Origin of the sequence: Arthrobacter sp. NPDC093125, from assembly GCF_044754225.1 — a bacterium.
Taxonomy (GTDB): Bacteria; Actinomycetota; Actinomycetes; order Actinomycetales; family Micrococcaceae; genus Arthrobacter.
In genome coordinates this window covers 59279-80504 of sequence record NZ_JBIVOQ010000015.1, presented here as the reverse complement: position 1 = coordinate 80504, position 21226 = coordinate 59279, and the positions used below count along the sequence as shown (strand labels likewise).

Annotated in this window: 23 protein-coding genes and 1 pseudogene; 7 read left to right on the top strand and 17 right to left on the bottom strand. The window is 60.5% G+C overall.

Features of this window, described 5'->3' with window-relative positions; genetic code table 11:
* Nucleotides 1-130: 130 nt before the first annotated feature.
* The 4 genes from ACIP9X_RS19330 to ACIP9X_RS19315 all read right to left on the bottom strand — a co-directional run bounded on the left by ACIP9X_RS19330 (nt 131) and on the right by ACIP9X_RS19315 (nt 2676).
* The gene (locus ACIP9X_RS19330; RefSeq protein ID WP_400481377.1) at nt 131-946 is read right to left on the bottom strand and encodes a hypothetical protein; all 816 of its coding nucleotides are present in this window, start codon (nt 944-946) and stop codon (nt 131-133) included.
* A gap of 43 nt (nt 947-989) precedes the next feature.
* Nucleotides 990-1205: a hypothetical protein gene (locus ACIP9X_RS19325; protein WP_400481376.1), complete on the bottom strand. Its 216-nt coding sequence runs from the start codon at nt 1203-1205 to the stop codon at nt 990-992.
* 503 nt (nt 1206-1708) lie between these two features.
* Complete coding sequence (locus tag ACIP9X_RS19320; RefSeq protein WP_400481375.1) at nt 1709-2143, bottom strand: hypothetical protein; 435 nt, start codon at nt 2141-2143, stop codon at nt 1709-1711.
* A gap of 344 nt (nt 2144-2487) precedes the next feature.
* The gene (locus ACIP9X_RS19315) at nt 2488-2676 is read right to left on the bottom strand and encodes a DUF4236 domain-containing protein (RefSeq protein WP_400481374.1); all 189 of its coding nucleotides are present in this window, start codon (nt 2674-2676) and stop codon (nt 2488-2490) included.
* A 447-nt stretch (nt 2677-3123) separates the two neighbouring features.
* Here ACIP9X_RS19315 and ACIP9X_RS19310 point away from each other — a divergent pair, with 447 nt between their 5' ends.
* Nucleotides 3124-4158, top strand: a complete 1035-nt coding sequence (locus ACIP9X_RS19310; RefSeq protein ID WP_400481373.1) for a DUF4192 domain-containing protein — start codon at nt 3124-3126, stop codon at nt 4156-4158.
* Between the two features lie 316 nt (nt 4159-4474).
* The gene (locus tag ACIP9X_RS19305) at nt 4475-5482 is read left to right on the top strand and encodes a hypothetical protein (protein ID WP_400481372.1); all 1008 of its coding nucleotides are present in this window, start codon (nt 4475-4477) and stop codon (nt 5480-5482) included.
* Nucleotides 5483-6052: 570 nt separating this feature from the next.
* Here ACIP9X_RS19305 and ACIP9X_RS19300 read toward each other — a convergent pair.
* Together ACIP9X_RS19300 and ACIP9X_RS19295 are read right to left on the bottom strand one after the other, a co-directional pair.
* Entirely contained in the window at nt 6053-6175 is a 123-nt protein-coding gene (locus ACIP9X_RS19300; protein ID WP_400481371.1) for a hypothetical protein, read from the bottom strand.
* 1134 nt (nt 6176-7309) lie between these two features.
* Entirely contained in the window at nt 7310-8263 is a 954-nt protein-coding gene (locus ACIP9X_RS19295; protein ID WP_400481370.1) for a M12 family metallopeptidase, read from the bottom strand.
* A 59-nt stretch (nt 8264-8322) separates the two neighbouring features.
* Here ACIP9X_RS19295 and ACIP9X_RS19290 point away from each other — a divergent pair, with 59 nt between their 5' ends.
* Nucleotides 8323-9477, top strand: a complete 1155-nt coding sequence (locus ACIP9X_RS19290; protein WP_400481369.1) for a hypothetical protein — start codon at nt 8323-8325, stop codon at nt 9475-9477.
* A 206-nt stretch (nt 9478-9683) separates the two neighbouring features.
* On the opposite strand, the pseudogene ACIP9X_RS19285 reads toward ACIP9X_RS19290, so the two are convergent.
* A pseudogene (locus tag ACIP9X_RS19285) lies at nt 9684-9932 on the bottom strand (DUF4259 domain-containing protein); the annotation flags it as partial.
* On the bottom strand, nt 9832-10083 hold the full coding sequence (locus ACIP9X_RS19280; RefSeq protein WP_400481368.1) for a DUF4259 domain-containing protein: 252 nt from the start codon (nt 10081-10083) through the stop codon (nt 9832-9834). The gene ACIP9X_RS19280 and the pseudogene ACIP9X_RS19285, both read right to left, overlap by 101 nt.
* On the opposite strand from ACIP9X_RS19280, the gene ACIP9X_RS19275 reads away from it, so the two are divergent.
* Nucleotides 9991-10239 (top strand): hypothetical protein, encoded by a 249-nt coding sequence (locus tag ACIP9X_RS19275; RefSeq protein WP_400481400.1) that lies wholly within the window; start codon nt 9991-9993, stop codon nt 10237-10239. The two genes, ACIP9X_RS19280 and ACIP9X_RS19275, sit on opposite strands and share 93 nt — an antisense overlap.
* A 66-nt stretch (nt 10240-10305) precedes the next feature.
* Here ACIP9X_RS19275 and ACIP9X_RS19270 read toward each other — a convergent pair whose 3' ends face one another.
* The 3 genes from ACIP9X_RS19270 to ACIP9X_RS19260 form a co-directional block, all read right to left on the bottom strand.
* Nucleotides 10306-11019: a hypothetical protein gene (locus tag ACIP9X_RS19270; RefSeq protein WP_400481367.1), complete on the bottom strand. Its 714-nt coding sequence runs from the start codon at nt 11017-11019 to the stop codon at nt 10306-10308.
* A 268-nt stretch (nt 11020-11287) separates the two neighbouring features.
* Complete coding sequence (locus ACIP9X_RS19265; protein ID WP_400481366.1) at nt 11288-12157, bottom strand: hypothetical protein; 870 nt, start codon at nt 12155-12157, stop codon at nt 11288-11290.
* Between the two features lie 239 nt (nt 12158-12396).
* Nucleotides 12397-12765 carry a hypothetical protein gene (locus tag ACIP9X_RS19260; protein ID WP_400481365.1) on the bottom strand — a complete coding sequence of 123 codons (369 nt, stop codon included), beginning with the start codon at nt 12763-12765 and terminating at the stop codon, nt 12397-12399.
* Nucleotides 12766-12899: 134 nt separating this feature from the next.
* Here ACIP9X_RS19260 and ACIP9X_RS19255 point away from each other — a divergent pair, with 134 nt between their 5' ends.
* Complete coding sequence (locus ACIP9X_RS19255) at nt 12900-13706, top strand: BRCT domain-containing protein (RefSeq protein ID WP_400481364.1); 807 nt, start codon at nt 12900-12902, stop codon at nt 13704-13706.
* Between the two features lie 190 nt (nt 13707-13896).
* Nucleotides 13897-14055 (top strand): helix-turn-helix domain-containing protein, encoded by a 159-nt coding sequence (locus tag ACIP9X_RS19250; RefSeq protein ID WP_400481363.1) that lies wholly within the window; start codon nt 13897-13899, stop codon nt 14053-14055.
* Nucleotides 14056-15000: 945 nt separating this feature from the next.
* Here ACIP9X_RS19250 and ACIP9X_RS19245 read toward each other — a convergent pair.
* Complete coding sequence (locus ACIP9X_RS19245; RefSeq protein WP_400481362.1) at nt 15001-16089, bottom strand: tetratricopeptide repeat protein; 1089 nt, start codon at nt 16087-16089, stop codon at nt 15001-15003.
* Between the two features lie 733 nt (nt 16090-16822).
* Between ACIP9X_RS19245 and ACIP9X_RS19240 the strand changes: the two genes are divergently transcribed.
* The gene (locus ACIP9X_RS19240) at nt 16823-17650 is read left to right on the top strand and encodes a LuxR C-terminal-related transcriptional regulator (RefSeq protein ID WP_400481361.1); all 828 of its coding nucleotides are present in this window, start codon (nt 16823-16825) and stop codon (nt 17648-17650) included.
* A gap of 497 nt (nt 17651-18147) precedes the next feature.
* Here the strand turns inward: ACIP9X_RS19240 and ACIP9X_RS19235 are convergent, their stop codons facing one another.
* The 5 genes from ACIP9X_RS19235 to ACIP9X_RS19215 all read right to left on the bottom strand — a co-directional run bounded on the left by ACIP9X_RS19235 (nt 18148) and on the right by ACIP9X_RS19215 (nt 21182).
* Nucleotides 18148-18525, bottom strand: coding sequence for a hypothetical protein (locus tag ACIP9X_RS19235; RefSeq protein ID WP_400481360.1), 378 nt, complete (start codon nt 18523-18525; stop codon nt 18148-18150).
* Nucleotides 18526-18928: 403 nt separating this feature from the next.
* Nucleotides 18929-19837, bottom strand: coding sequence for a DNA/RNA non-specific endonuclease (locus ACIP9X_RS19230; RefSeq protein WP_400481359.1), 909 nt, complete (start codon nt 19835-19837; stop codon nt 18929-18931).
* A gap of 97 nt (nt 19838-19934) precedes the next feature.
* The gene (locus ACIP9X_RS19225) at nt 19935-20090 is read right to left on the bottom strand and encodes a hypothetical protein (protein ID WP_400481358.1); all 156 of its coding nucleotides are present in this window, start codon (nt 20088-20090) and stop codon (nt 19935-19937) included.
* Nucleotides 20091-20475: 385 nt separating this feature from the next.
* On the bottom strand, nt 20476-20658 hold the full coding sequence (locus tag ACIP9X_RS19220) for a hypothetical protein (protein ID WP_400481357.1): 183 nt from the start codon (nt 20656-20658) through the stop codon (nt 20476-20478).
* Nucleotides 20659-20963: 305 nt separating this feature from the next.
* Entirely contained in the window at nt 20964-21182 is a 219-nt protein-coding gene (locus ACIP9X_RS19215) for a hypothetical protein (protein ID WP_400481356.1), read from the bottom strand.
* Between the last annotated feature and the right edge of the window lie 44 nt (nt 21183-21226).

The window sequence follows — 21226 nt, the reverse complement described above, 5'->3', positions numbered from 1 at the left end:
ATTTCCCGTTCTGTTCCTTAGCCGGCGCTTGTCGCTTGCTCCATATGCGCCAGGGTGCGCGGCCGTTGCCCTTGGCTGGGGTGTGACGCTGCTTGGGCATGTGCTTTTCCATTTCCTGTGGTGGGTGGGGTCAGACGAAGAGAGCGAGCACCCCTTCAGCGGCGAAGAACAACTCCAGGGCGGACCGTGTCACGGGTCCCCCGTTGGCGACCGCTGCGGGCAGGAGCACCACGGGCGCGTACGGTGTCCGAATCTCCGCCTCACCCGGGGCCTTGGCGACGATCGCGCTCCCCACGGCGGCGCACGCCATTTTTGCGTCGCGCAGGATTGACGCCACGTCCACCGTGTCCCGCAGGAGAATCGCCAGCCTGAGCTCATACGGGTGCAGATTCGCCGGATCATGCGGGTCGAACGGCCCACCTGTGCGCAGATGGATCTCGGCGAGGAGGTACTGGGAGACCTCGCGAAGCTCCTCGACTGTAGTAATGCGGTGTTGTCGCATGAACGCGTCGAGGTCGAGAAACCGGAACCGGCTGCGGAAGTCCTCCAGGCTTGTCACCTCCGTGATCTCGCGCATGACGATAGCTTCCACCTCGCCGCCGTCGATCTCCAGCAGCAAAGTCAAATCAATCTCAGCCGACAGATCCACCCAAAGTGGAGTGAGCAGATCATGTCGCTCGAGCGCGAGCTCAGTTCTGGTGTAGGCCGGCGTCGTCTGGAACCACGCGCCGGTCGTGCGCCGTGACAGGAAGACGGGCCGCTGGCACTCCGTCCGTCGCACCTTGAGGTCCGACACGCCACGAACAGCCGCGAAATCCATGGTGTACATCGCGTCTAGGAGGGCGCGGACGCGGGCATGGGAGGCGTCGGCGGGCGGATCCACCAACTCGGCTAGCTGCGTGGAATCCCGTAGCCGAACCATGTGCTCATCGACGAAGGCGCTCATGGCGTCGTCACTTTGCCTGCAGCAACCGCACGGGGGTGGCCGGTCACATCAGCCTCCCGGTTAGCAGGCCGCGAGCGACCTCCTGAAAGGAAGTGGCCTCCTTGGTGAGCAGTTTGCTGGCCGAAAACCCATTTGCCGCGGCCAGGGCAAGCATGTCTTCGGCATCGAATTCGCAGGTATTGAGCTCGCTCGTCCAGCCGCTGTATTGCTGAGGGTCAACCGAATTTGATCCCACATGGATGGATATTGCCCTTGTCATGATGCCTCCCTTTCGTGTGAGTAGACCTCCCCTTGCGTTACTGCCCCGTTACCGTGGACCGGTAGCTATGGCAAGAACCGGCTCCACGAGGCCGGAAATTTCCTGGCCTTCTCATCAGCCGAGCGGTAACGGCGTCGTAACGCAGAATCTGCATGCTTGCGGCTGACGACCGGGTGATGAGGATGCGCTCGAAACCGGGTGGTAGAGGGCTGTTGTCAAGGTGCGCGCCTGTCTAGATTTCTCGGCTTTGCCGGGTCAGGCTTCAAGAGACAACACAGGATACAGCCGCGCTGAGCCACGGGGAGGAGCAATGACAATCCCTGAGGACGTGATCGCAGCGACAAGGAAGCGGTTCGAGGCCCGGCAAGGTCCTCGCGCTGACACCGAGCAGAGGCTCACGCGGCACGCAGCTCTCAGGGCAGTATTTTGGACGTCGATACACCGCAAGGGTGGCCCTTCGCAGCCGCAGGGTTCTGCGGCCTTCATAAATTAACTTTTGAGGCTTAGGGGCTATCCGGTTCAGCCACCAGTTCCACTTGAAGACCTTCAACTTCACCCTCGCTCCTTCGAGCGGTCAAGGCACCATGGGCGCGCAGGGCGACCCTGATCGCCTCGCCGTACGCGTGCTCACCCACGACTTCGAGATTCGGCCATTCTGAGCGACCGAGCGAACCAGGATAAGACCCTTTGACAGGGGAAACACGCTGATTGACCGGCGCAGTTAGTTCCACCACCCCTGAAGAATCCTGGGGACGCGAAGCGAAATTGGCCAACTTTTCAACGCCGGCACCAGGGACAGGATGTTCAAAACTGGCTGACCATGTCGCATCCTCCCACGCCTGACGGTCACGGCGGCGCTTTCGCATCAGCAACACCAACCCGACAATTCCCGCAGCCAGCAGAACCCCTGCAGGCGAGGACACTGTAACGATCAGCAACAGCAGTCCAAACAGGGCCCACTGAGCAGCTGTCCCAGGCTTCTCCAGCCCCGGCACACCGCGACCGCCGGCGCTCAGCTATGCAGGGCTCTCACCCACGTAGTTCAGGACGTTAGCTGCCTGTCCCAGGGTCAAGTGCAGCAGACTGGGACGCATGCCCGTTACACGGGCGACCGCCGCGCGCACGAAGTTACGCTGGAACTTCGATATTGCAGCCGTACCATCGGGGGCCAGGAGCTGCCGCCATGTCTCGTCGCTGATGATTTGTCGCCCGGCCTGGCCGCGAACGGGACTGGACCCCCGCGCAGCGGGCTTCCCAGTACGGGGGTGGTTCGAGCTGCTGGTCACACAGGAGATCCCAGTTTTATGATCCTCACTGTACTTGTGGTCCGGCCTGTCGCGGACTTCGTAACCTGAAACGGGCCAGACCCCACACTTGCGCTCACGCCGCGCTTCGATGCCGTGATCCGCGCAGCCCAAAACTCTTCGAGTTGCGGTAACGAAACCTCGACCCGCGCCCCCAAATTAGGCACGAAAAGCCAGTTCTCCTCGTAAGAGAGATTCTATGCGTCGGCGCTTCATAAATGGGAACCCTTCAAAAGCTCGAATCATCTACATAGACCCAATCAAGAGCAGGTTAGAACCCCTACACCTGTCGAAGTCATGCCGCATGGTTCCCCAACTTCAATGAACAGACGAGAGCATTACCTCTGCTTGTCATTCTGATATGTCCCATGATCGCTGGGCGGGTCCTCCGCGCAACCAGGGCGCTACCGCGCCGACCCCGAACCGAAAACTTCTGCACACGAACAGCGAAGCATTACCTGCGGATGAAGTTTTCGCCCAGGCGCCGGTCCCCCAAGTTGCACTCCGGCCCCCGAACCCAGCGGATGGTCCCCTACCAGAACGACGCCCACAACCAACAACCGCAAAAGACGCAGTGACTCAGCAATCAAGGGTGAAGGGAACCAAAAGGGATCATGGAAAAGCTCACGATCACAACACCATCAGATGTGCTCAGCTTCATCGGGCACACTCTGGGCTTCTGGCCACAGGAAAGCCTGGTCTGCATCACCCTGAACGACAACAGCATCGGCGCGACCCTGCGCATCGATCTGCCCCGCCAACCTGGACAGGAACTCCCCTACGCACGCACCGTCGCCCACTACTTGACCAGCGACACGACCGCGACATCTATCCTTTTCGCCGTCTACACCAGCGAAACCGCCGGCCCCGGACAGGCCAAACCACATGCCGGCACTATCGCCGCTCTTACGGGAGTGCTTGCCGAACAGGGCATCACCATCCGGGACGGACTCTTCGTCGGCGACGAAACCTTCTCCCCCTACGACGGCGATCCGGGCACCAGCATCGCACTGCCCGTCAACTCCACCCAGACCAGCGCGATCAACGCCGAATTCATCTACCGCGGCAGCTTCATCGAACTCACCGACCGCATCACCCTCCCTAGGACCAGTCAGGAAGCAGCGAAAGCGGCCGCCGTCGAACACCACATGGACACCATCGCCTCCCAACGAGCCGACGACGCTCTGCAGCAAGGCCGGAAGCTCTGGGCAGGTATACTCGCCTCCAACACCTTCCCCAGCGACGACAACTGCCACGCCCTCGTCGCCAACCTGCAGTTCCCGGCCATCCGCGACCGACTCATCGCAGACATCCCAGGAGTGGACGAACCGATGCAGCAGATTCTGTTCGCCCAAACCGACCAGGCCCCGAAGTGGTCACGTATCGAGTGGGCACAACAACTGCTCCTCCACGCCTACACCCGCACCAGTGCAGAACACGCAGCTCCAGTCCTCACGGCCATCGGCTACATCAACTGGTGGGAAGGCAGAGGCAGCAAAGCACACCAATTCCTCCAACTCGCACTCGACACCGACCCCGCCTACCGCCTCGCCCGCCTCAGCGATCAAATGATCGGCTCAGGCCTCGTAGCCGGATGGAACATGAACAAAGACACCGCCTACAAGACACTGCCCTATGACCTGCCCTGAGGCACTCGAAGCTCGAGCTGCCAGAGGAAGGCTGGGCCCCGGGTCAACCAGGAGTCACCCTCTTCCCTCATCGTCTGCCACCGCTACTGCTAAGCGGCCACTCCACAGGCTCCGGTACCAGCCGCGCCTAGTCCGAAGCAGCCCGCAGATCAGATTGACGAAAGGTCCATTATCGGCGTTGGAGCTCTGACCGAAGGTTTGTAAATTGGTCGCGATAACGCCGCAATAACGCTGGTAGTGCAATATGGCCAATACTGGCGAACCCCGAACTGACCACCTAGGTCGACGGGCGGTCGGATTTTTAACGCATGATCACATGGACAAGGCGCATGGCAAGAGCAATGTCGCCATCACAACCTGGCAAACGATTCGTATTCAGGGCGGTCCAGGGAGACCGGAAGGCAGCCGAATGAGCACATTGTCTCGACGGTTTACGGCAGCCCGACCGTTGTTGGTCGCTGCCCTCATCGTTGCACTTGGCGCTGGCGGGGGTTTCGTTGTCGCTGCGTCATCAGAGCAGAAGCTACGTGAAATCCTGCAAACGGCGTCGACTGCCCTCATTTTCGGTGCGCTTCTCGGTGGGGTCGTGAAGCTGCTGCTGGATCAAGTCGAGCGGGGGCGGGAACGCCGAGACGAGCAGTTGCGTTTTATCACTGCCCTTCTAGCCGACCTCAAGTCTGTCTATGATCGCGTGGAACGAGCCCGCATCCTTGTCAAGGCTCACCGCTCAGCTAAGACTTATGGCAATGAAATGCGTGATCTTATTGAATCTGCTGTCCAACTTCGAAACGTGAAACGCGCACTAGACGTGACAAGCGGCCTCGCCCAGTTGAAGGATGTTTTCCTGTGCATCCAGCGCATGGAAAAATACTTGAACGATCTCATCGAAGAGTTTACAACTCTCTACAAACTAATCGCGGATAAGCAAAAAGTCTCCGAGGCTAAGTTCACGGCTGGAGCTAAGGCCTATGAGGCGAGCTTCGCGGCCCAAGCAAAGGAGGCGACGACAGTGCCTAATGCAATCTTGGCCCTTCCTGACGATGACGCTTGGGACGAGATCCTCCTCAGCCTCCCGAACCTGAAGGAATTTTGCTACGGCGACCCGGGGCAGGGGTACGGGGGTAACGATTACCAGAGTCGTTTTGTGGCAGCACTAGATCTCGCGTCGTGGGTCCTTCGAAACGAGTTGCAAAGCATAAGAGGTGTCCGCAGGTCGAACATCACGAAGTACCTCGAGCAGGTGCGCACTTCGATCCGAGAACAAAAAGGTGAGCAAGAAGTGACCGAAGATGCTGGGAGCTTGCCAGAAGGCCGAGGTAAATAATTGTCCGCAAAACAGCGCAAAACAGCGCTAATGCCTCCATGCTTGACCCCTATAGCCCAATGTATCGGTTCCACCCCCCTTTCCCCGATCTGCCACAACGAGAAACGTGTCGGCCGACAACGAACCCATGTAAATGCGATGGAATTGTCGGTCAGGACCAGCGCTGGATAGGGCCCTGAAGGGGTGGACTAGGAAGGCTGAGACCGGCGGACTCCCCTACTCTGCCATGTCCAGCGTGAATGAGTCATGAGTGTCGGGTTGGGATCTAAGGGTTCCTCGAGGCCAGACGACATCCCGGAGGCCCCCGACCCACACCAAGGATAAAGACGCCTGCACCTGACATGAGCCAAGTCCGGCTAGTAACGCCGCAGTAACGGACTTTAACTATGTTCTCAGCATGGCCAGAGACCCGCCGCCGACACGTCGAGGCTATCGCTTGATGCCCTCCCCACTACACGTTCTCCAATAATAGGACCTCGTCGCCATTCACCATTCTGGGGGATGGATTCCAGAGCCAAATGCATCATCAACGCACTCTCGAAAACGAAGGCATCCAAATTCTTGCAGTTTTTAAGGATTGATTGAGGCGGCGAGCAGGAGGGCTTTAAGCAGGTTTTTCCCGGCCGGGTCGAAGTAGGCATCGGGCTTGGTTCCGGGTTCCCGGGAGCCTGCCGCGAAGTGGCGTGCCACCATCAAGCATCCCGAACAGCCACCAGAAGTTTAGGTGACACGCCCTAGCCGCCAGCCGCTTGGAGCATGCATAAGCCACCTGCTGATCCGGCCGGTCCTAAACTAAAGGACCAGGTTAAGGCCGTGGCGTTTACCCCGGGCAAAACTCACTGCCAGTGCCGTGGCGTGGGCGACCGACGGCCTGCAGCGTTTCGACACTTCGGTCTCTGCTCTGGCGGACCAGCTCGGCGTCTCCTGGCACACTGCCTGGGACGCCATCAAGGCAGAGGCCGCCCGGCGGATCGCAGCGGGCGGCAGGCTGACCGGGGTGGACGCGCTGGGCGTGGATGAGCATGTTGTGGTCCCACACCGGCCCGCCGGGCACGGGAATGGTCACCGGGATTGTGGACCACACCCGCGACGCCCAAGGTGTGGTGCATGCAAGATTGCTGGACCTTGTTCCGGGCCGGTCCGGGAAGGCCGACGCGGACTGGCTCAAAGACCGCGGCCTACCTTCAAAGGCGGCTGCACTTCCGCGATGCTTACAGATGGTGGCGTTCTTTTCATAATGAGTAATTGCGCCGATAAGGAGCAGCTCTTCTTTTTTGCCTCCCAGCTAAGAACCTCGCTCGTAGCCGCGGACCTGAGCGACTTCACTGGAACGGATATCGACTGCGCCGAGGTGGTTGTGTCTCCACGGCGCAGCCCCCGCCGTCGCTGGTGTTTTTAGCCGGTTGACCGCATATTAAAGGGCAAAGCCAAGACGGCCCGCGCATTCAATGCGCTGACCGCCGTATGTATTGTGGCCTCACTCCACACGTACGTTTACGGTCCAGGTTGTCGGCGCCTGCCAGGGGTCTCCTGTCACTACATCCACCACTGCCTGGCCCGGCTCTGAGGCCCGGAACAGAACTGTCCCAGGCCCACCCATTGGGCTGATCACCCGACCGTCAGTACCCAAGACACTGTCGGTTAGTATCCCAACGAGTTCCAGAGCCGTTCCCGACCTGAGGTGAGCGCCCGTGGCAACGAATCGAAGCACGTCGCCCAAGCCGACCACTAATTCGGAGGGCAGATCTTGAAAACCAGGCTGAATATCGATTAGTCGGCTCATTTCGTATAGTCTGTGGCTTAACCAACCCTGTTGTCCATTACGATTCATTCATATGAAACTTCCTTTACGTCCTCCGATGGATCCCAGTCATTCTCAGCATCTACCGCGTTGTCGGAGGGCAAATGCAGAACCTTGGGGTAGATCAAGCTGGCGAACCAAAAATCTGTGGCGTTGATATCCTTTCCTCCACGGATCGGTTGGCCGTCATAAGTGATTTCGCCGGGCAGCTGATAGCACATGATCGAATCCTGATCGGGTTCCGTGCCGATAATCGAATTGGCCGCGAGCGGGGTCAATACCTGCCGATCAACCATGGCTTTGTCCCAGCCCTGCGTCCTGAGGAAATAGGCGTAAGCCTTAACCGGGTCGATACGGTCGACCAGCGCCTTACGCATGTGCTCATGCGGGAACCCCAGAGTGTGGCCGGCTTCGTGACGGATCACCCTATGGTACTCGGAATCCGGTGTGGCCATCGTGAATCCCTGCAGGTTCATGGTTGGCCGGTTACGCGGTATCAGTTTGATGTCAGTTCCCAAATAGGACCAGTAGCCACCCGGCCCCCGTGAGATACGGACGTCGCCCGTGCCCGAGGTTTCCGCGAACGAGATGCCCACTGTTTTCGTCCAGGCATTCAGGTGACTGACGATCTTCGCACGCAAGTCTGCGGGTGTGGACTCCATGAAGCTAACCGACAGTTGTTTAGGCCGCGGTCCCCAATACTTGGTCGTGGTGACGGTAAGCGCCAACGGTTCCTGAATGCCGAGCGTGGCGTAACTACGCGGCAGTTCGGACGATGGGGCGTTGACGGGATTCACCCGCCAAGCGACTTCGGCACCCTTTTCCAACAAACGCTGCGGCAAAGCCATGATCCGGCAGCCTGCCATTGAGTCGGCCTGACCGTCTCCGTCGGACTGGGCGTCTTCGCCTTGCAGGAGCTGGTTGGCTAATTTGAAAATCTTGAGTACTGTATCCTGCGTTTGACTTTCGACGTTTGTCATCAGAATTCCTTCAACTTTCCCTATTCTTGGGCGGTTACGGCGAAGAGCAGGTCTTATCAATGGGCCAGCTATTGGATAAGACCTCGTTCTACATGCGTCGCAAAAAAGGACGTTGCAGTGGTTACGCTGCCATGTCGCCGTTACTGCAGCGTTATTGCCCGCTGGCCGAGCGACAGAATGTCTTTTGGCACGACTACGAGGTACTTACGGTGGCAGGGACTCGTGCCGGCATCGGTTTAGCAGCACTTCCCCCTGTCCGCGAGGCCATCCTCAACTCTCCTGAGACCTATTTCCAGGCCGCTTTCCGAGTGCAGTCCCCCTGGTCCATAAAGAACCCCCACGGCGACAATCCCAGCGAAGAAATGATCCTAAAGCCAGCGTGTTTCGTCTTCGACTTCGCCCTCACTAGAGCCCTACGTCAGATCGCAGACTACGGTTACGGACTGGCTCCAGAGGCCGCTAACCCTGAACACGCGGTCGCGGAACTTGTCAGCTTTCTCCCTGTATTGGCCTATGACGGCTCCAACATGACCCAAATCGATGCCGGCGGGATCCTCGACATCGCCATGGCCGGCACATCGGCCACTCTGTTGGCACGCAAATGGGAGTCTGCCATCCTTGTGAACGTCGATTACGAAACGCTTCGCAAAATCATGAACAGCCAGGCGGCCATGGACGCCGTCATGAACATTGAGGGCTTCCGAGCATTGGGCAGTTCGATTTTCGAGACCGTCGTCAACAAGAGCGAGGCGGTCACGAGCACCAAGAAAAAACAGGGCGATTCGCTAACTCCCACAGAGAAGAGGGAGCTGAGTGCCGAGGAAAAGGACTACAAATCCAAGAGGAAGCAGATTCAAGACAAGCTAATCAAGTTCGCAACACGTATCCCAGCATTTATGTACCTCACCGACTACCGTGAGAACACCCTCCGGGACGTCATCACCAAACTGGAGCCGGAGTTGTTCAAGGCCGTCACTGGCCTAACCGTCGACGATTTTCACCTGCTTGTCTCGCTCGGAGTCTTCAACTCCACTCACATGAATCAAGCCGTCTTCGCATTCCGCCGCTATGAGGAGGCATCCCTTTCATACACTGGCATCGAGTCGCACCAAGGTCTTCGGCGTTTCGGGCTTTACGACACCGTGGTCGAAGTCGCGATGGAATCCAACCACGATCGCCGCGACGCGGTTCAGCCGGTGGCCGCGAGTTCCTAGCGTTACCTGCAATGACACCGGTCACCTGGTCTGGTCCTTCAAAGGCATCAACCGGGCTGGTGAGACATTTATGGCCGCCCAGGGCATCGCTGCAAGTCTTGAGAGTAGCTGTCCCATTATCTAGAGTTCCTGGTAGGCAGCAGCCCGCCGCAGATTGTCCATTGACATACTGGCGGGGTAATGTTTCCCCGCCATAGTGTTCCTTTTCAAGGGTTCAGTGCTGCCCGCACTCTCTCGGAGAGGTCATCGAGGGATTCCTTCCATTCCGGCTCGTCGGCGTCATCCCACAGTTCGGCGAGTTCGGATTCCTCGCCCACAACCCGTTCTACCGCCACGAGCACAAGCTGCACGTCCTCAGCTGTCAGCTCGGCCCCGTGCGCGGTAACCCAGGTTGCCACGTCCTCGGGCAGGTCGCCGTGCGGGTTCCCCTGCGCTGCAGCGGTGATCTCGGCAGCCGCGACAGCAACACTCCTCAGGCGCTTCGATGTATCCGTCGGTCACAGCGTTCAGGCCGTGTCGGACGACCTCCGCCCCGCCGGCTTCGAGCTCCTCCAGCCAGTCCAGGGCATCGTCGTTCTCGAAGGCCTGGAATCCCCATGCACCCATGTCTGCTCCTTCTGTTGCCACCCACTCCTGGAGCTGCGTGGTACTCCAGTTCGGTGTGGCGACGAGGAGGTCCCCATTGTCGTGCCGCGTCTCCACCTCATCGACTACTTCCAGCCGGCGCAGCGCTTCAGCGCTGCGCGCTCAGAAGTCCGCTAGGTTCGGGCCAGGTCGTCCTGCTGGCCGTCAATGTCATGGCGGAGCTACTTCAGTTGGCTGTCGTCTTCAGTGGTGTGCAGCACATATGTCTGAACCCGTCGGCATAACCATTCCCTGCCCGAACGCGCGGCCATCCTCCCTTCCGGCCCAAACAACACCACCTCCAGGGCAGGGCATCGCCTCGAACGCCAGGCCATCACGGTGGGCCCGCAGGCGGCGCCCGTCATCCTCGACCACTTCCCAGCCCGCCGCTGGCAGCACTGCCCGATAGTGCTGCAATACATCGGCGTCTCCTGAGAGAACAAACCAGCGGGTACAGCCGCCGACACCACTTATGCCGCCACCCCTGAAATGGCCGATGTGACCAATGGAATCGAACGCCTGTTGGGACTCACGATCTGCGCCGGCCATCGGCTCCTCCGTGCCCTCGATCACGCATTGCGGACTTGAGCTGTGTTGCTCCTCAAGCTTCTGCCCCAGAGCCGCGGGGGTGACAGCGAACATCCCGGTCAGCATGAGGACAGGGATGGCAACGGCCGTCAGCCGCATCCACCGTCGTGTCGAGACCATGAAGCCCATGATGGCAGCCACCGCGACAAGACCGAGCCCCAGTCCGGAGGGGCCGGCCGTGAGCCCCCAGGTGAGCCCCTCGAACGCGGTACCGGTGACATCGCCGTAAATTCGCATGAATTCGTAGTGGACCACCACAGCCAGCAGCGCCAGGCCTGCCCCAATGACGAGCAGCACCGTGGCAGAGACGGCTCGACCGGTCACGGGCATGGCTCATTTTAGTCCCGCTTTAGCATGCATCCAATGGCCCGAATGGTCGGCAATCGCACCAGATTTCCTGTGCTGGCACTCGGATGACCGCACCCATTGAGGGAGAGGGGCAACCTGTTCGAGTCAGGTCGGGTCCGAGTCCTGCTTCGGCAGGGCTCAAGCCTCGCATCTCTGCTAAATACCGCGTTCCTGTGTCGAGTGAATCGTCTTGCACTGCGACCAGGTGGAACCAGGATGCTGTGAGCGCCCCGTGAGCTGGGAGTCAGCTTCAGACATTCTCCGTTAGGTAGCCGGCGGCCCATTCCTGGAGCCGGGCTGTGCTCCAGGTAGCTGTCCCGACGAGGAGGACCTCCCGGTCCTCGCGGATGACCCGGGTTATGCCGTCTTCCTGCTTGAGGGCGTTGATCATGCGGCCCACCACCCGGTTGTGCTCAAAGACGATGTCCTCCCGGAGCGCCACCTCCAGCTCCCGGCTGCGGAGCTCGTCGTCGCCGAGGTCTTCAACCTCCACGAGCGGCTCGTCCTCGGCCATCTCATCATCCTCGGCTGGCTGGTCGCCGCGGTTCAGCTGCTCGATGAGACCGCGCGCGTAGGCGGCCATAGTGTCATTCGGGGACTCGCGGAAACCGGTGAGGCTGCCGTATGCGTGGACTCTTGGCAGCCCGGGGAGGTAGTTGTGGACCTCACAAGTACCGCTGACCAGGACGGGGTGCTTGTTGAGGTGGTATCGCTTGATGCGGTGGTGGGCGATCTCCCACCGCGCCTCTGGTGCGTGCTGCTGCACGACGTCGCCCAGGTAGGACACCAGCCCATCCAGCAGGAACAGCGACTCCAGGGACAGGGAGTGCATTACCTCATACTCGTGCCGCGCCCAGGACGGCCACACTTCCCGCGGCTCGCTGTTCGAATCAGTGCCGCCGCCGGGTGCGTCGAACACCGTGGAGTTGGCGAGGATCCACCGCCACAGGGGAACCAGACTCTCGACAGAGCCATCCAGAAGAACGTCCGGGTCCTGCCCGTCGGCAGCCAGGGCTTCCCGCAGCCGGTCCAGGGCCGGTCCGCGCTCTTCCAGATACTCCTGGAAAGCGGCCTCGGACTGCTTCTTGGTCATGTTGATGTAATCGACGTACTTAGCCATCAGTTGCTCCCCCAATATTCGCCGTCACCACGGCCGTCGGCGCACATTGGATGGCGACACGGGCGACCCGTGCTTTAGGCCACGCGAAATGGCGATGCCGGAACTTCGGCAAGAGCACCGACATCCTCCGGGGATAAAACGGTCTAGCGCCAGGCAGTGATCGGGAAGACCGGCGAGGCCATGCCTTCCTGGCCGGCTGTCTCCCAGATGAAGTGCTCGAAGAGGTCGTCCAGGCAGCCTCATCGGAACAGGGCACCGGTGCCGTCGATGGCGTAGAACTCGAAGCGAATCTGGTCCACCTCCGCCTGGCTCGCGATGGCCGCCCCGCCGCCGGGGATCAGGGCAGGGAGGCCCGGGCCAGCAATGATGTACGCGGGAAGGATCACGCTCTCCTCGGCCGGGTAGGTCCCTCCCAGCCCTACGTCCTTAAAACCTCCCAGCCCATCTGCGACAGCAAAGCAGTCGTCAGCGCCGACCGTAATGGCACCTTTCTGGAGGTTGTCCCGGGCTTCTGCCGTAAGTACACAGCGTTCCTCCGGCAGTCCTGGTGCAAGCAGCTCATGGCCGGCCAGGTAAACCATGAGGGCGGGTACGGAAATCTGAGTCATGGAACTGCATGTGTGCGGTTCCCGGTAATTCACTCACCGCCTGGTTCGTACATGGATGACCGGGCGGCCGTAACATCTGTCCCAAAGCGCCTCACCATTTTGCTGCCGCCCCCGTATACCGCTTTGATCACTCCATGACGAGCGAATGGGTCTACGACCTGCGGGGCAAGGAAGTTGTCTTCACTGGGAAGTTCGAGAGCTTCAACGAGGTGGAACTGACCAAGATCGCGGAGAGGCTCGGCGCCAGCCGTGTAAAGGAGTGGGTCAACAAATCCAGCACCGATGTCCTCGTCCGCGGGTGGAGCCCCCACTGGAAGTATGGCCGGTACGGGAGTAAGGAAAAGCAAGTCGCCGAGATGCTACGGGCCGGCCACCACATCCAGATCATCGACACGGAGGGATTCTTTGGTCTCCGGTCACATTACCCAGCCCCGGCACTAAAGCCGAACGTGCCAGACGCTCCTGCTCGCGCTGACGCGGCGGAGGGTGGGGTGGTGGGTGCCCCATACCGGGCTGGCGCTTTTGCTGGACCGCTGCAGGGCGACGGCGAGCATTACCGGGACCCGGACATCATGGAGCGGGGGCTCAAAGCGCATTCGGCGACGCAGGACAAGCTTGCGGAGCTGATCGGGCTGCACGGGCTCACGCCGCTGTCCCCATTCGACAAGGCCTGCAACTTCGACCTGGCGTGGGAAGGCGAGGACGGAAGCGTCGGGGTCGCCGAGGTCAAGAGCATCACTGAGGGAAACGAGGCCTTCCAGGTCAGGCATGGACTCGGCCAGGTGCTGGACTACGGACACCGGCTGAGGGGCCGCGGCTTCCGGCCGAAGCTGTTCCTCGTCCTCGAAGCGAAACCTAAGGACGCAGCCCACTGGAAGCCACTGTGCGCCGATCATGATGTCACCCTGGTCTTCGGACCGCACTTCGCGGGTATCCCCTGATATGGAGTGGGGCATCTGGGATTTCCTGCAGGCGGTTACGGCTCCCGGGCTTGGCTGGCATCGATGGGTGCACCAACCGCAGGGCGCCGGTGAGCAACAGGATACGGCCACCGTAACTGCGGTAGTCTCGATGGCCGGGTCGGGATCCTCAACGGCCTCAGATGCTGCGCTTGATGAAGGAACCCACGAAATGAACGTCAGAATTGACGAACTGTTTGAGAATTTGCGCCTTGTTCTGAGTGTCAGCGACCTGACGCGGATCCTGGGTAAAGACAGGGCGACGGTGTACCGGTGGCTGAAGAAGGGCGAGGTTCCCGGAGTCCTCATCGATACGACGTGGATCATCTAGCGCGACGAGGTGAGGGACTACCTGCTGAGCAGGCATAACCAGGTTGGCGGCGCTCCGGGCGTCAGCAGCCCGGAAGCTGACAGCGAGCCTCAAGACGAGTCATCTTCGGCATAGAACGTTCGTTAGAGCGAGTCTCTCACTGCCCTGGGACTGTGAAGAAGAAAGTCCGGGTCGTCAACCGACGCACGGCCCCGTCGGCCCTTGCCTGACCGGCTTTGGCCCGAGTGCAGTGACTCACGTTCCGTATAGCTCGGCGGTGGCCGCGCCCACCGCCGAGCCCCCCAAAATGTGACCCAAGCCTGGACAAGTAGGCGTAGGCCCAGCGTCGTAGTCGCCTACCCCGCCGTGAACTGCTGCTGACTGGGTAGGCACCCACTCCGCTGAAACCAGAATATTTAAGCGGGGAAGCTCGCCACATACGCACTTATACGTACACGGGATTGCTTGTCAGCGGCTGGACGGCAAGCATCTTCCTTCCGCATCACCGCCAAGTGGCTCATTACGAACAGGGCTGGCCTTTCGGCACACACGTCTCGACCTTCGTCTTGAGTGAGCACTCTACGAACACGCCGTCGCAAATGAGGTTGAAGTCGCACGGGGCGGTTTTCTTGCAGCGCTTGAATCCTTCGCCGCAGTCGGCGGGCGGATTCGTGAAGGGACACGTTCTTCCGCACGTGCACTTGGTTTTGGGCGCGTTCGGCCGGGGCATTGCTGTCAGGGTTAAGACCCGTTCCAGCGGCGTTCCATCCAGGCAGCTAATTCGAGGGTGGACGGAGACCGGGGTGCCGACCTGTTGTACCCCTGACTGTTCATTCCAGGCGTCGACTGCGCCGGCCCCGGTCGGTGCTGATGATCCTCCGGCAAGGGCTACGATGAGCGATGCCCCAAGGACGAGGCTGTGAAGCGTTTTCATAACATGCCTCCTGATTATGTGTACGTCCTGCGTCAGACGGTGGATGAGGCGAGGCGGCTCAAGCTAACGGCGCAGGTTCTGGTGCTCGGATGCTCGTGCCCGAGGGTCTGGCGGAAGATCGACAGAGCTTCGGCGTAGTGGATCCTCGCGTCACTCACCTGCCCTTGGTCCGACTCGAGATCGGCGATGTTGTTCAGCAATGCCGCGATCTCCGGGTGGTGGCTGCCCAGCACCCGCTCCTTGATATGAAGCGCCTGATGGTAGCTGGCTGCTGCCCCGTCAAAGTCGCTTCGCTTTTGCTGGATGGAACCCAGGTTGTTCAGCTGGACCGCCACCTCGTAATGCTCCTCACCGTAGCGGGCCTCCCAGATCCCCCGTGCTGTCAGGAGCGCCTCTTCCGCTTCACCGAGACGGCCCTGCCCGTTCAGCACTGCGCCCAGAACAGACAGATCCGCCGCCACGGCCACGCAATCCGCCGACTCGATCCCCCTCCGAATAGCCAGGGCTGACCGTATCTCCGGCTCGGCCTCAACATAAAGGCGCTGGGCGTGGACAAGGCCGGCAATGTTGTGGTGGAGCGCCGCCAACTGCCTTCTGTCGATTTCCGGGTCGCCTTCGAGGATCGCCTGGGACTGGGCATAAAACTCGGCGGCCTCGCCATACCTACCGGTGTCCTTGGCGAGAATGCCCAAGGCGTTGAGGGTTGCGGCCCGTCGCAAAGGCTCCAACCTGTCCCAACAGTCAAGGGCACGTGCCGACGTCAGAACCGATGATGCCTCAGCAAATCGTCCCGCCAGCCGAAGACTCGTCCCGAGCCTGGTGAGCAGTTCAGCCAGCCAGATGTCCCTTTCCGGTCCAACGGGGAACCGCAGCATGAGCTGCACGGCGCTCTGAACGTATTCGGCGGACTGGTTGTGACCGGCCTGTTCGCCAACGATGTAGGCGAGAGTCAACAGCATGTTGGCCCGGTCGGCAGTGCCACGGAAGCTCTTGGGTTGTACCGGAAGCAGCGCGAGCGAACGCTGGGCCGTTCTGGACGCGGTGGCAAGATCTCCTGAGGCAAGAGCAGCCTGAGCCAGACGGTTCAACCGCTTGGCCCTGGGTGTCTTGACGCTGAGCATGCTGCTACTGGGAGAGCTGCTCAGAATGGTTGAGAGCCATTACCTGCAAAGGCGGGGGCTGCCGCGGCGGCCGCGAATCCGAGTGCAGTCAGGGTGGCTAGCAGTATTTGTTTGGTGGTCTTCATCGTGGGCTTCCCCTGTAATTGGAACGTACCCTCAATTGAGCGGTTCTGAGTGATTCACCCCAAGCCCAGCCAGGGCGGGCGCAGCTGCGGACACGGCTAGCCCGAGAGCTGTCAAAGCGGCGAGAACGATGCGCTTGATTGTTTTCATGGTCTCTTACTTTTCTGATTGTTTTGATTGTGCCGGTTAGTTGAGCGGTTCTGAATGGTTGAGCATGACGCTTGCCAGGGCTGGCGCTGCTGTCGTTGCGGCGAGTCCGACTGCCGTCAGTGCGGCAAGAAGGATGTGCTTGGTGGTTCTCATTACGGCGTCCTTCCCGGAGCTGGCTGCGGACCGTCGGCGAGCCGGAGTGGCTGAAAGTCATGCGATCCCCGCACTGCTACGGCGGGTACTGGATGGAGCAAGCCAGACGTGGTGAGCCGGCCCAATGGAATATGTCTGCAGGACCCTAGGCCTTCGTGTTTGGTCCTATCCCCTGCTAAACCCAGAGTATTAAAGAGGGACAGCTGCTGCTATACGCACTTCTTCGTACCTCCGGATTCGCCGTCACTGCCTGCCTGATTAGCTTTTTCTTATGTCGTCCGAGCGCGTCTGGATCTAAAATTCTGGCGTGGCTCGTAATGATGCGCAGTACCGCCTGTGGCTGGAGCTTGTTGGAGAAATTCTTCAACAGCCACTTGGACTGTCCTCACGATACGAGGGTCAACTCTTGGAGTTGCTTGGCCAGTCGTTCAACGGTGCCTGCATTGCACGTAATCGCGTAACCCCGGAATGGGAGAATCACATTCTCGCTCTCTGGCCCCGGGATTACCTACCGGACCAACCGCCCGTGGATTACGACTTCAGGCAACATCCGCTGCTGCGCTGGTTTGCGCTCACCCGACAGCCGGGACCACAGTCCTACGGGCGGGTTCCTGACGCTCTGGCCAGCAGCAGCCTCAAGCAGGCCTGGGAGGAGCTGGCGCGGCCCTGGGGAATCACACATCAGTTGTCCATTTCTTTACAGATAGGCGGAGGCGACCACAACGTAGGCAGCGGCGATTACGAGGCCTACGTCATCCATCGACCTGACCGTGACTACACCGAGCAAGAGTTCGATCTGGCAAGACTGCTGCAACCAATCCTGAACGGCCTCGCACTTCACCTCGCACTGGCACCCCAGGAGGGCAAAGCGGCCCGCCAAAGCTGCAGCTACGGCCTGACCCTTCGAGAAATGTCGATCCTGACGTTGCTTAGTGAGGGGCTGACCGCAGAGAGCCTGGCGAGGCGACTCAGCATCTCGCCCCGCACTGCCGGAAAACATCTAGAACACATTTACCGCAAACTGGACGTTGGCGACCGCCTGATGGCCGTCCAAAGGGCATATGAGCTGGGACTATTGAAACCGGCGCCGGGCAACCTTCTACAGAATCAACGACTCGAGTCCAAGACTCGCTGAGACGCTGCAAATTGTCAGCGCCGCGGCAACTTCAGTGAATAGAAAGTGGCCCAAGCACGTGGGGAGATCCTGACCGGGGACCGCTCGCTAGTTCAGGTTAATGCCGATCCGCCGAGTCAGAAGTGCCCGCTTGAATGGGCCTCGGCGGCATCGCCCATGCAGGACCGGCGCACTCGGCTCTTTATGCGCCGGCATGGTGTCCCAACTCCACCTGGACTTGCCAGCATCCTGGCGATTTCGACACTCTGTTCCGATTGGACTGGTCGGTGAAAGAGCCAGAACAGACGTGAGCCGGGTTGGTCACATGGCAAGGCCGGCACCGTGAAGGTGCCGCCCTTGCCTTCGTATCCCTCAATCGCGGAAAGTCATCAGCCCCGCAGTATTAAAGTGCGGGCCGAGGAGAAGAGTTTCGTGTGGGCGCCAAACATCAGGAGCCCAACCGGGCTGTTCCTCCGAGATGCGTGCTGACTGCTGCTCCGCCGCCCATTTCCGGCCCACTACTCTGCCTTGATATGGCAGGTGAGAGTTCCTTGACCGCTCTTGGTGTAGACGAAGTGTGAGTCGTAGGTGGGTTTCTTCAACGCGAAGCAGAGGAAGCCCCTCCGGTTGACGGTTTCTTTCGCGGGAGGGCCATCAAAGTGACACGTCAGTTTGATGTTTCCACTCGGGGTGACGACTATGTGGGTGTCATTCGTGAAAAGGAAGCCGCCGTTGGGATTTGGCCCAGCACAGGATTGGTCCTTGATAACGAACGCACCTTGATTCGGCTCCGCTGCCGCTGCATTCGCTGCATTTCCGCCCACTAGCAATGAGCCACCAACTGCGGTGCCCGACGCAAGGGCAAGTGTTGTGAGTTTCCGAATGAACATACGCATGACGATGACCTTTCTGTCATCTGGAGGAAGGCCCCTCGGGCCCGCTTTTAGGAAGAAGAAGTAAGCGACGCACTAACCCGATGGGTTGATCCTCGTCACTCTTGGCTTGTCGACGATTCGAGCAGTGCTCCATCAACACGCGATGCAGGAATTGCTTCCTGGTGATGAACCAGTGGGCATCCTGATTGAACATGTCAGCGGGATCAGCGCGACCACCCCTTGTTGGGTCGCATGCCTACTAACGCCAACAGTACAAAAGCGGGGCACCTGTACCCAATACGCACTTATACGTACGCTCTGGAGTGGTCCTCTCGGCGTACAACGGCAGAAACAGCAGACGGTGGAATGCTTCTTCTGCCTGTCCCGTGCGCGGGCAGTCCCTGTCCGCAGGCTCCGAGCAGGCCTAGTCCTCCGGGTCGAAGTCCAGGTCAAGATCTTCGAGAGTACCCAGTTCGCGCCACGTGGACCCGACCTTTGCCCTGCCGAGGGTTGCGGCGATGGGCATCCGGTCCACCTCGATCAGCTGGTCAAGGTTCAGGCCGGTGAGTTCGGCGATGTCCCTAATGGGTGCCTGGAAGGTCCGGAACGGTCCCAGCGGCGGAGCCTCGTCTGTGGCTCCAGAGTCTATGGCCTCGGGTCGCGGCACGTCGGGCAGCTCGGCCAGTTGCGGGGTCTGGTCCACGACGTACCCGGTCGCCGCGAGCTCACCCTCGTGGATGAAGACGGCGACCCTGAAGAAGCCCAGCGGAATGTCCACGCCCCGGTAGACCGGGTCGGTTTCGCTGAAGATGGGGCCGGTGAAGACCACGAGCCGCCGGCGGTTGTCCGCGGCGTGCTCCAGCAGGTAGGCCTCCAGGCCCAGCCACAGTTCCAGGCCCTGGTTGAACTTGGCCGCCTGCGGTGCGGCGTTCGTGTAGTAGAAGGTGTCCGCATTGGCTTGTGCGGCTTCGGCCCGGGTCTCACCCCAGATGGCTGAGGCCCGGCGGACCAGGTGCCCGCGGTCGATGTCGTTCCGAACGTAGACCCGCTCCCCCGTCTGCTGGTCCTCCCTCAGCCGTGGATCCAGCCGCCAGTTGATCCCGGTCCGGTCCAGGTCCATCAACTTGGCGCCATGGATGCCCAGGCCGGTGACGGCGGCAAGGCGTTTGTCCAGGCGCATCAGCACCGAGAAATGTGTGTACGGCAGCAGGACCGTGTCGACATCTGCGAGGCCGGGCAGGGGCACACGCTGTCCGAGGAAGTTCTCGTCAAAGCCCTTACGGCCGGCAAGGTCCTCAACAGTCGCGGTCGGGGCTATCAGCAGTTCGTCCATGAGCGGACCCTACCAGCGGAACTTTTCCTCCAGATGAACGATGGACTAAAAGAGGAACGCTCCGGTGGGCGCCGCGGCCCATGCAGGGGCCGACTGCTTAATGCGCGTGATGCCCCGCTTGGCGGCTGGCTTTCCGTTCGTGGCGGCGTTCCCGCTTCTCGTCGCGATCTACGCGAGAAAGCAACACCAGGATCGTACAGACCCAGATGACAAGAATTAGAAAGACAAGAGCAATCGCTTCTTGGCTGCCCATGCAACAATTTTATGTCCCGGCATCCTGGGGTTGAGAACGGATGCCCTAATCCAGAAGAGGGCCGGGACGGTTCTACGGAATTCGCGCCCGGCCGCTGCGGGAGAGGCTCCGGCGGTGCGCCAGCCTCCGCCCCCGTGATACCTGGTGTGACTTCTGGAGAGCTGCCCGTTCTGCTTTCCGTTCCTGGCGCCGCGCCCGCCTTTGAGGCAGCCTGGAAAGCAGCACCAGAATCGTACCGACCCACATGAGGGCCATCCCGAAAACCAGTGCGATCGCTTCCTCGGGGCGCAAGAGCCAAGTTTACGCGCCAAAAGTGCCCTCAGCGGGGGCACCGGCAGGACGCACACCCGGCCCTCAGGTCAGGACCTGCCAAAAGCAGGACGGTTCAGATGAATGCGTACACGGGGAAGATTTTGGGAATCAACGATTCGGTCGGGACGTCAGGGGCAGGACCCTTCCCGTGGTTCGCGCCGACGTCGCTCGTGGCCTCGTCATCGAGCCGCACTTCCGTGACGTCGACCAGCTCGTCCTGGTGACCGCCCACTCGTGTCAGGACGGACGCAGACATGGCACTGCTTGGCATTCAGCTGACCCCCTCAAGCCTCCAGCCGGGAACCTCCCCCAAGCCTCTCTGACAGGGTAACCCGCGCCGGGGCGGAATTGATGAATTTATCAATGGCGCAATTCGCTCGGCCGACGCTCTCGCCACCGGTGGGCCAGAAAGACGAGCCAGACGTTGGCAGCGATGGGCAACGGAGGGAACACAAACTGGCCTTGGCTCATGGTGATGGCGACACCATAGATCACCCAGAGTACGACCGTAATCACGGCAGCAGACATCAGCGATTGGCGGGTGACTGGATATGGAGGCAGCTAGATCCCTTCGGCGCGCAGCTGGCGTCTTTCGACCACGGCCGCCCTGACAAGAGGGACGAAGACGGCGGCCAGCACAGCGAGCACGAGCAGTGCACGCCACGGCTCCCCAACACCTGCTGCCTCAAAGACTGATCCCAGCAGATGAGCCAGAAGATTGCCCAGCCTGCCAACGGTCTGCGTTTCGGGGGCATGCCCTGGAGGGAATCCTGCGGCCACGACTGCCAGTCGTACTTGTCCCCGTCCTTGCCTGCCCCCGTGGT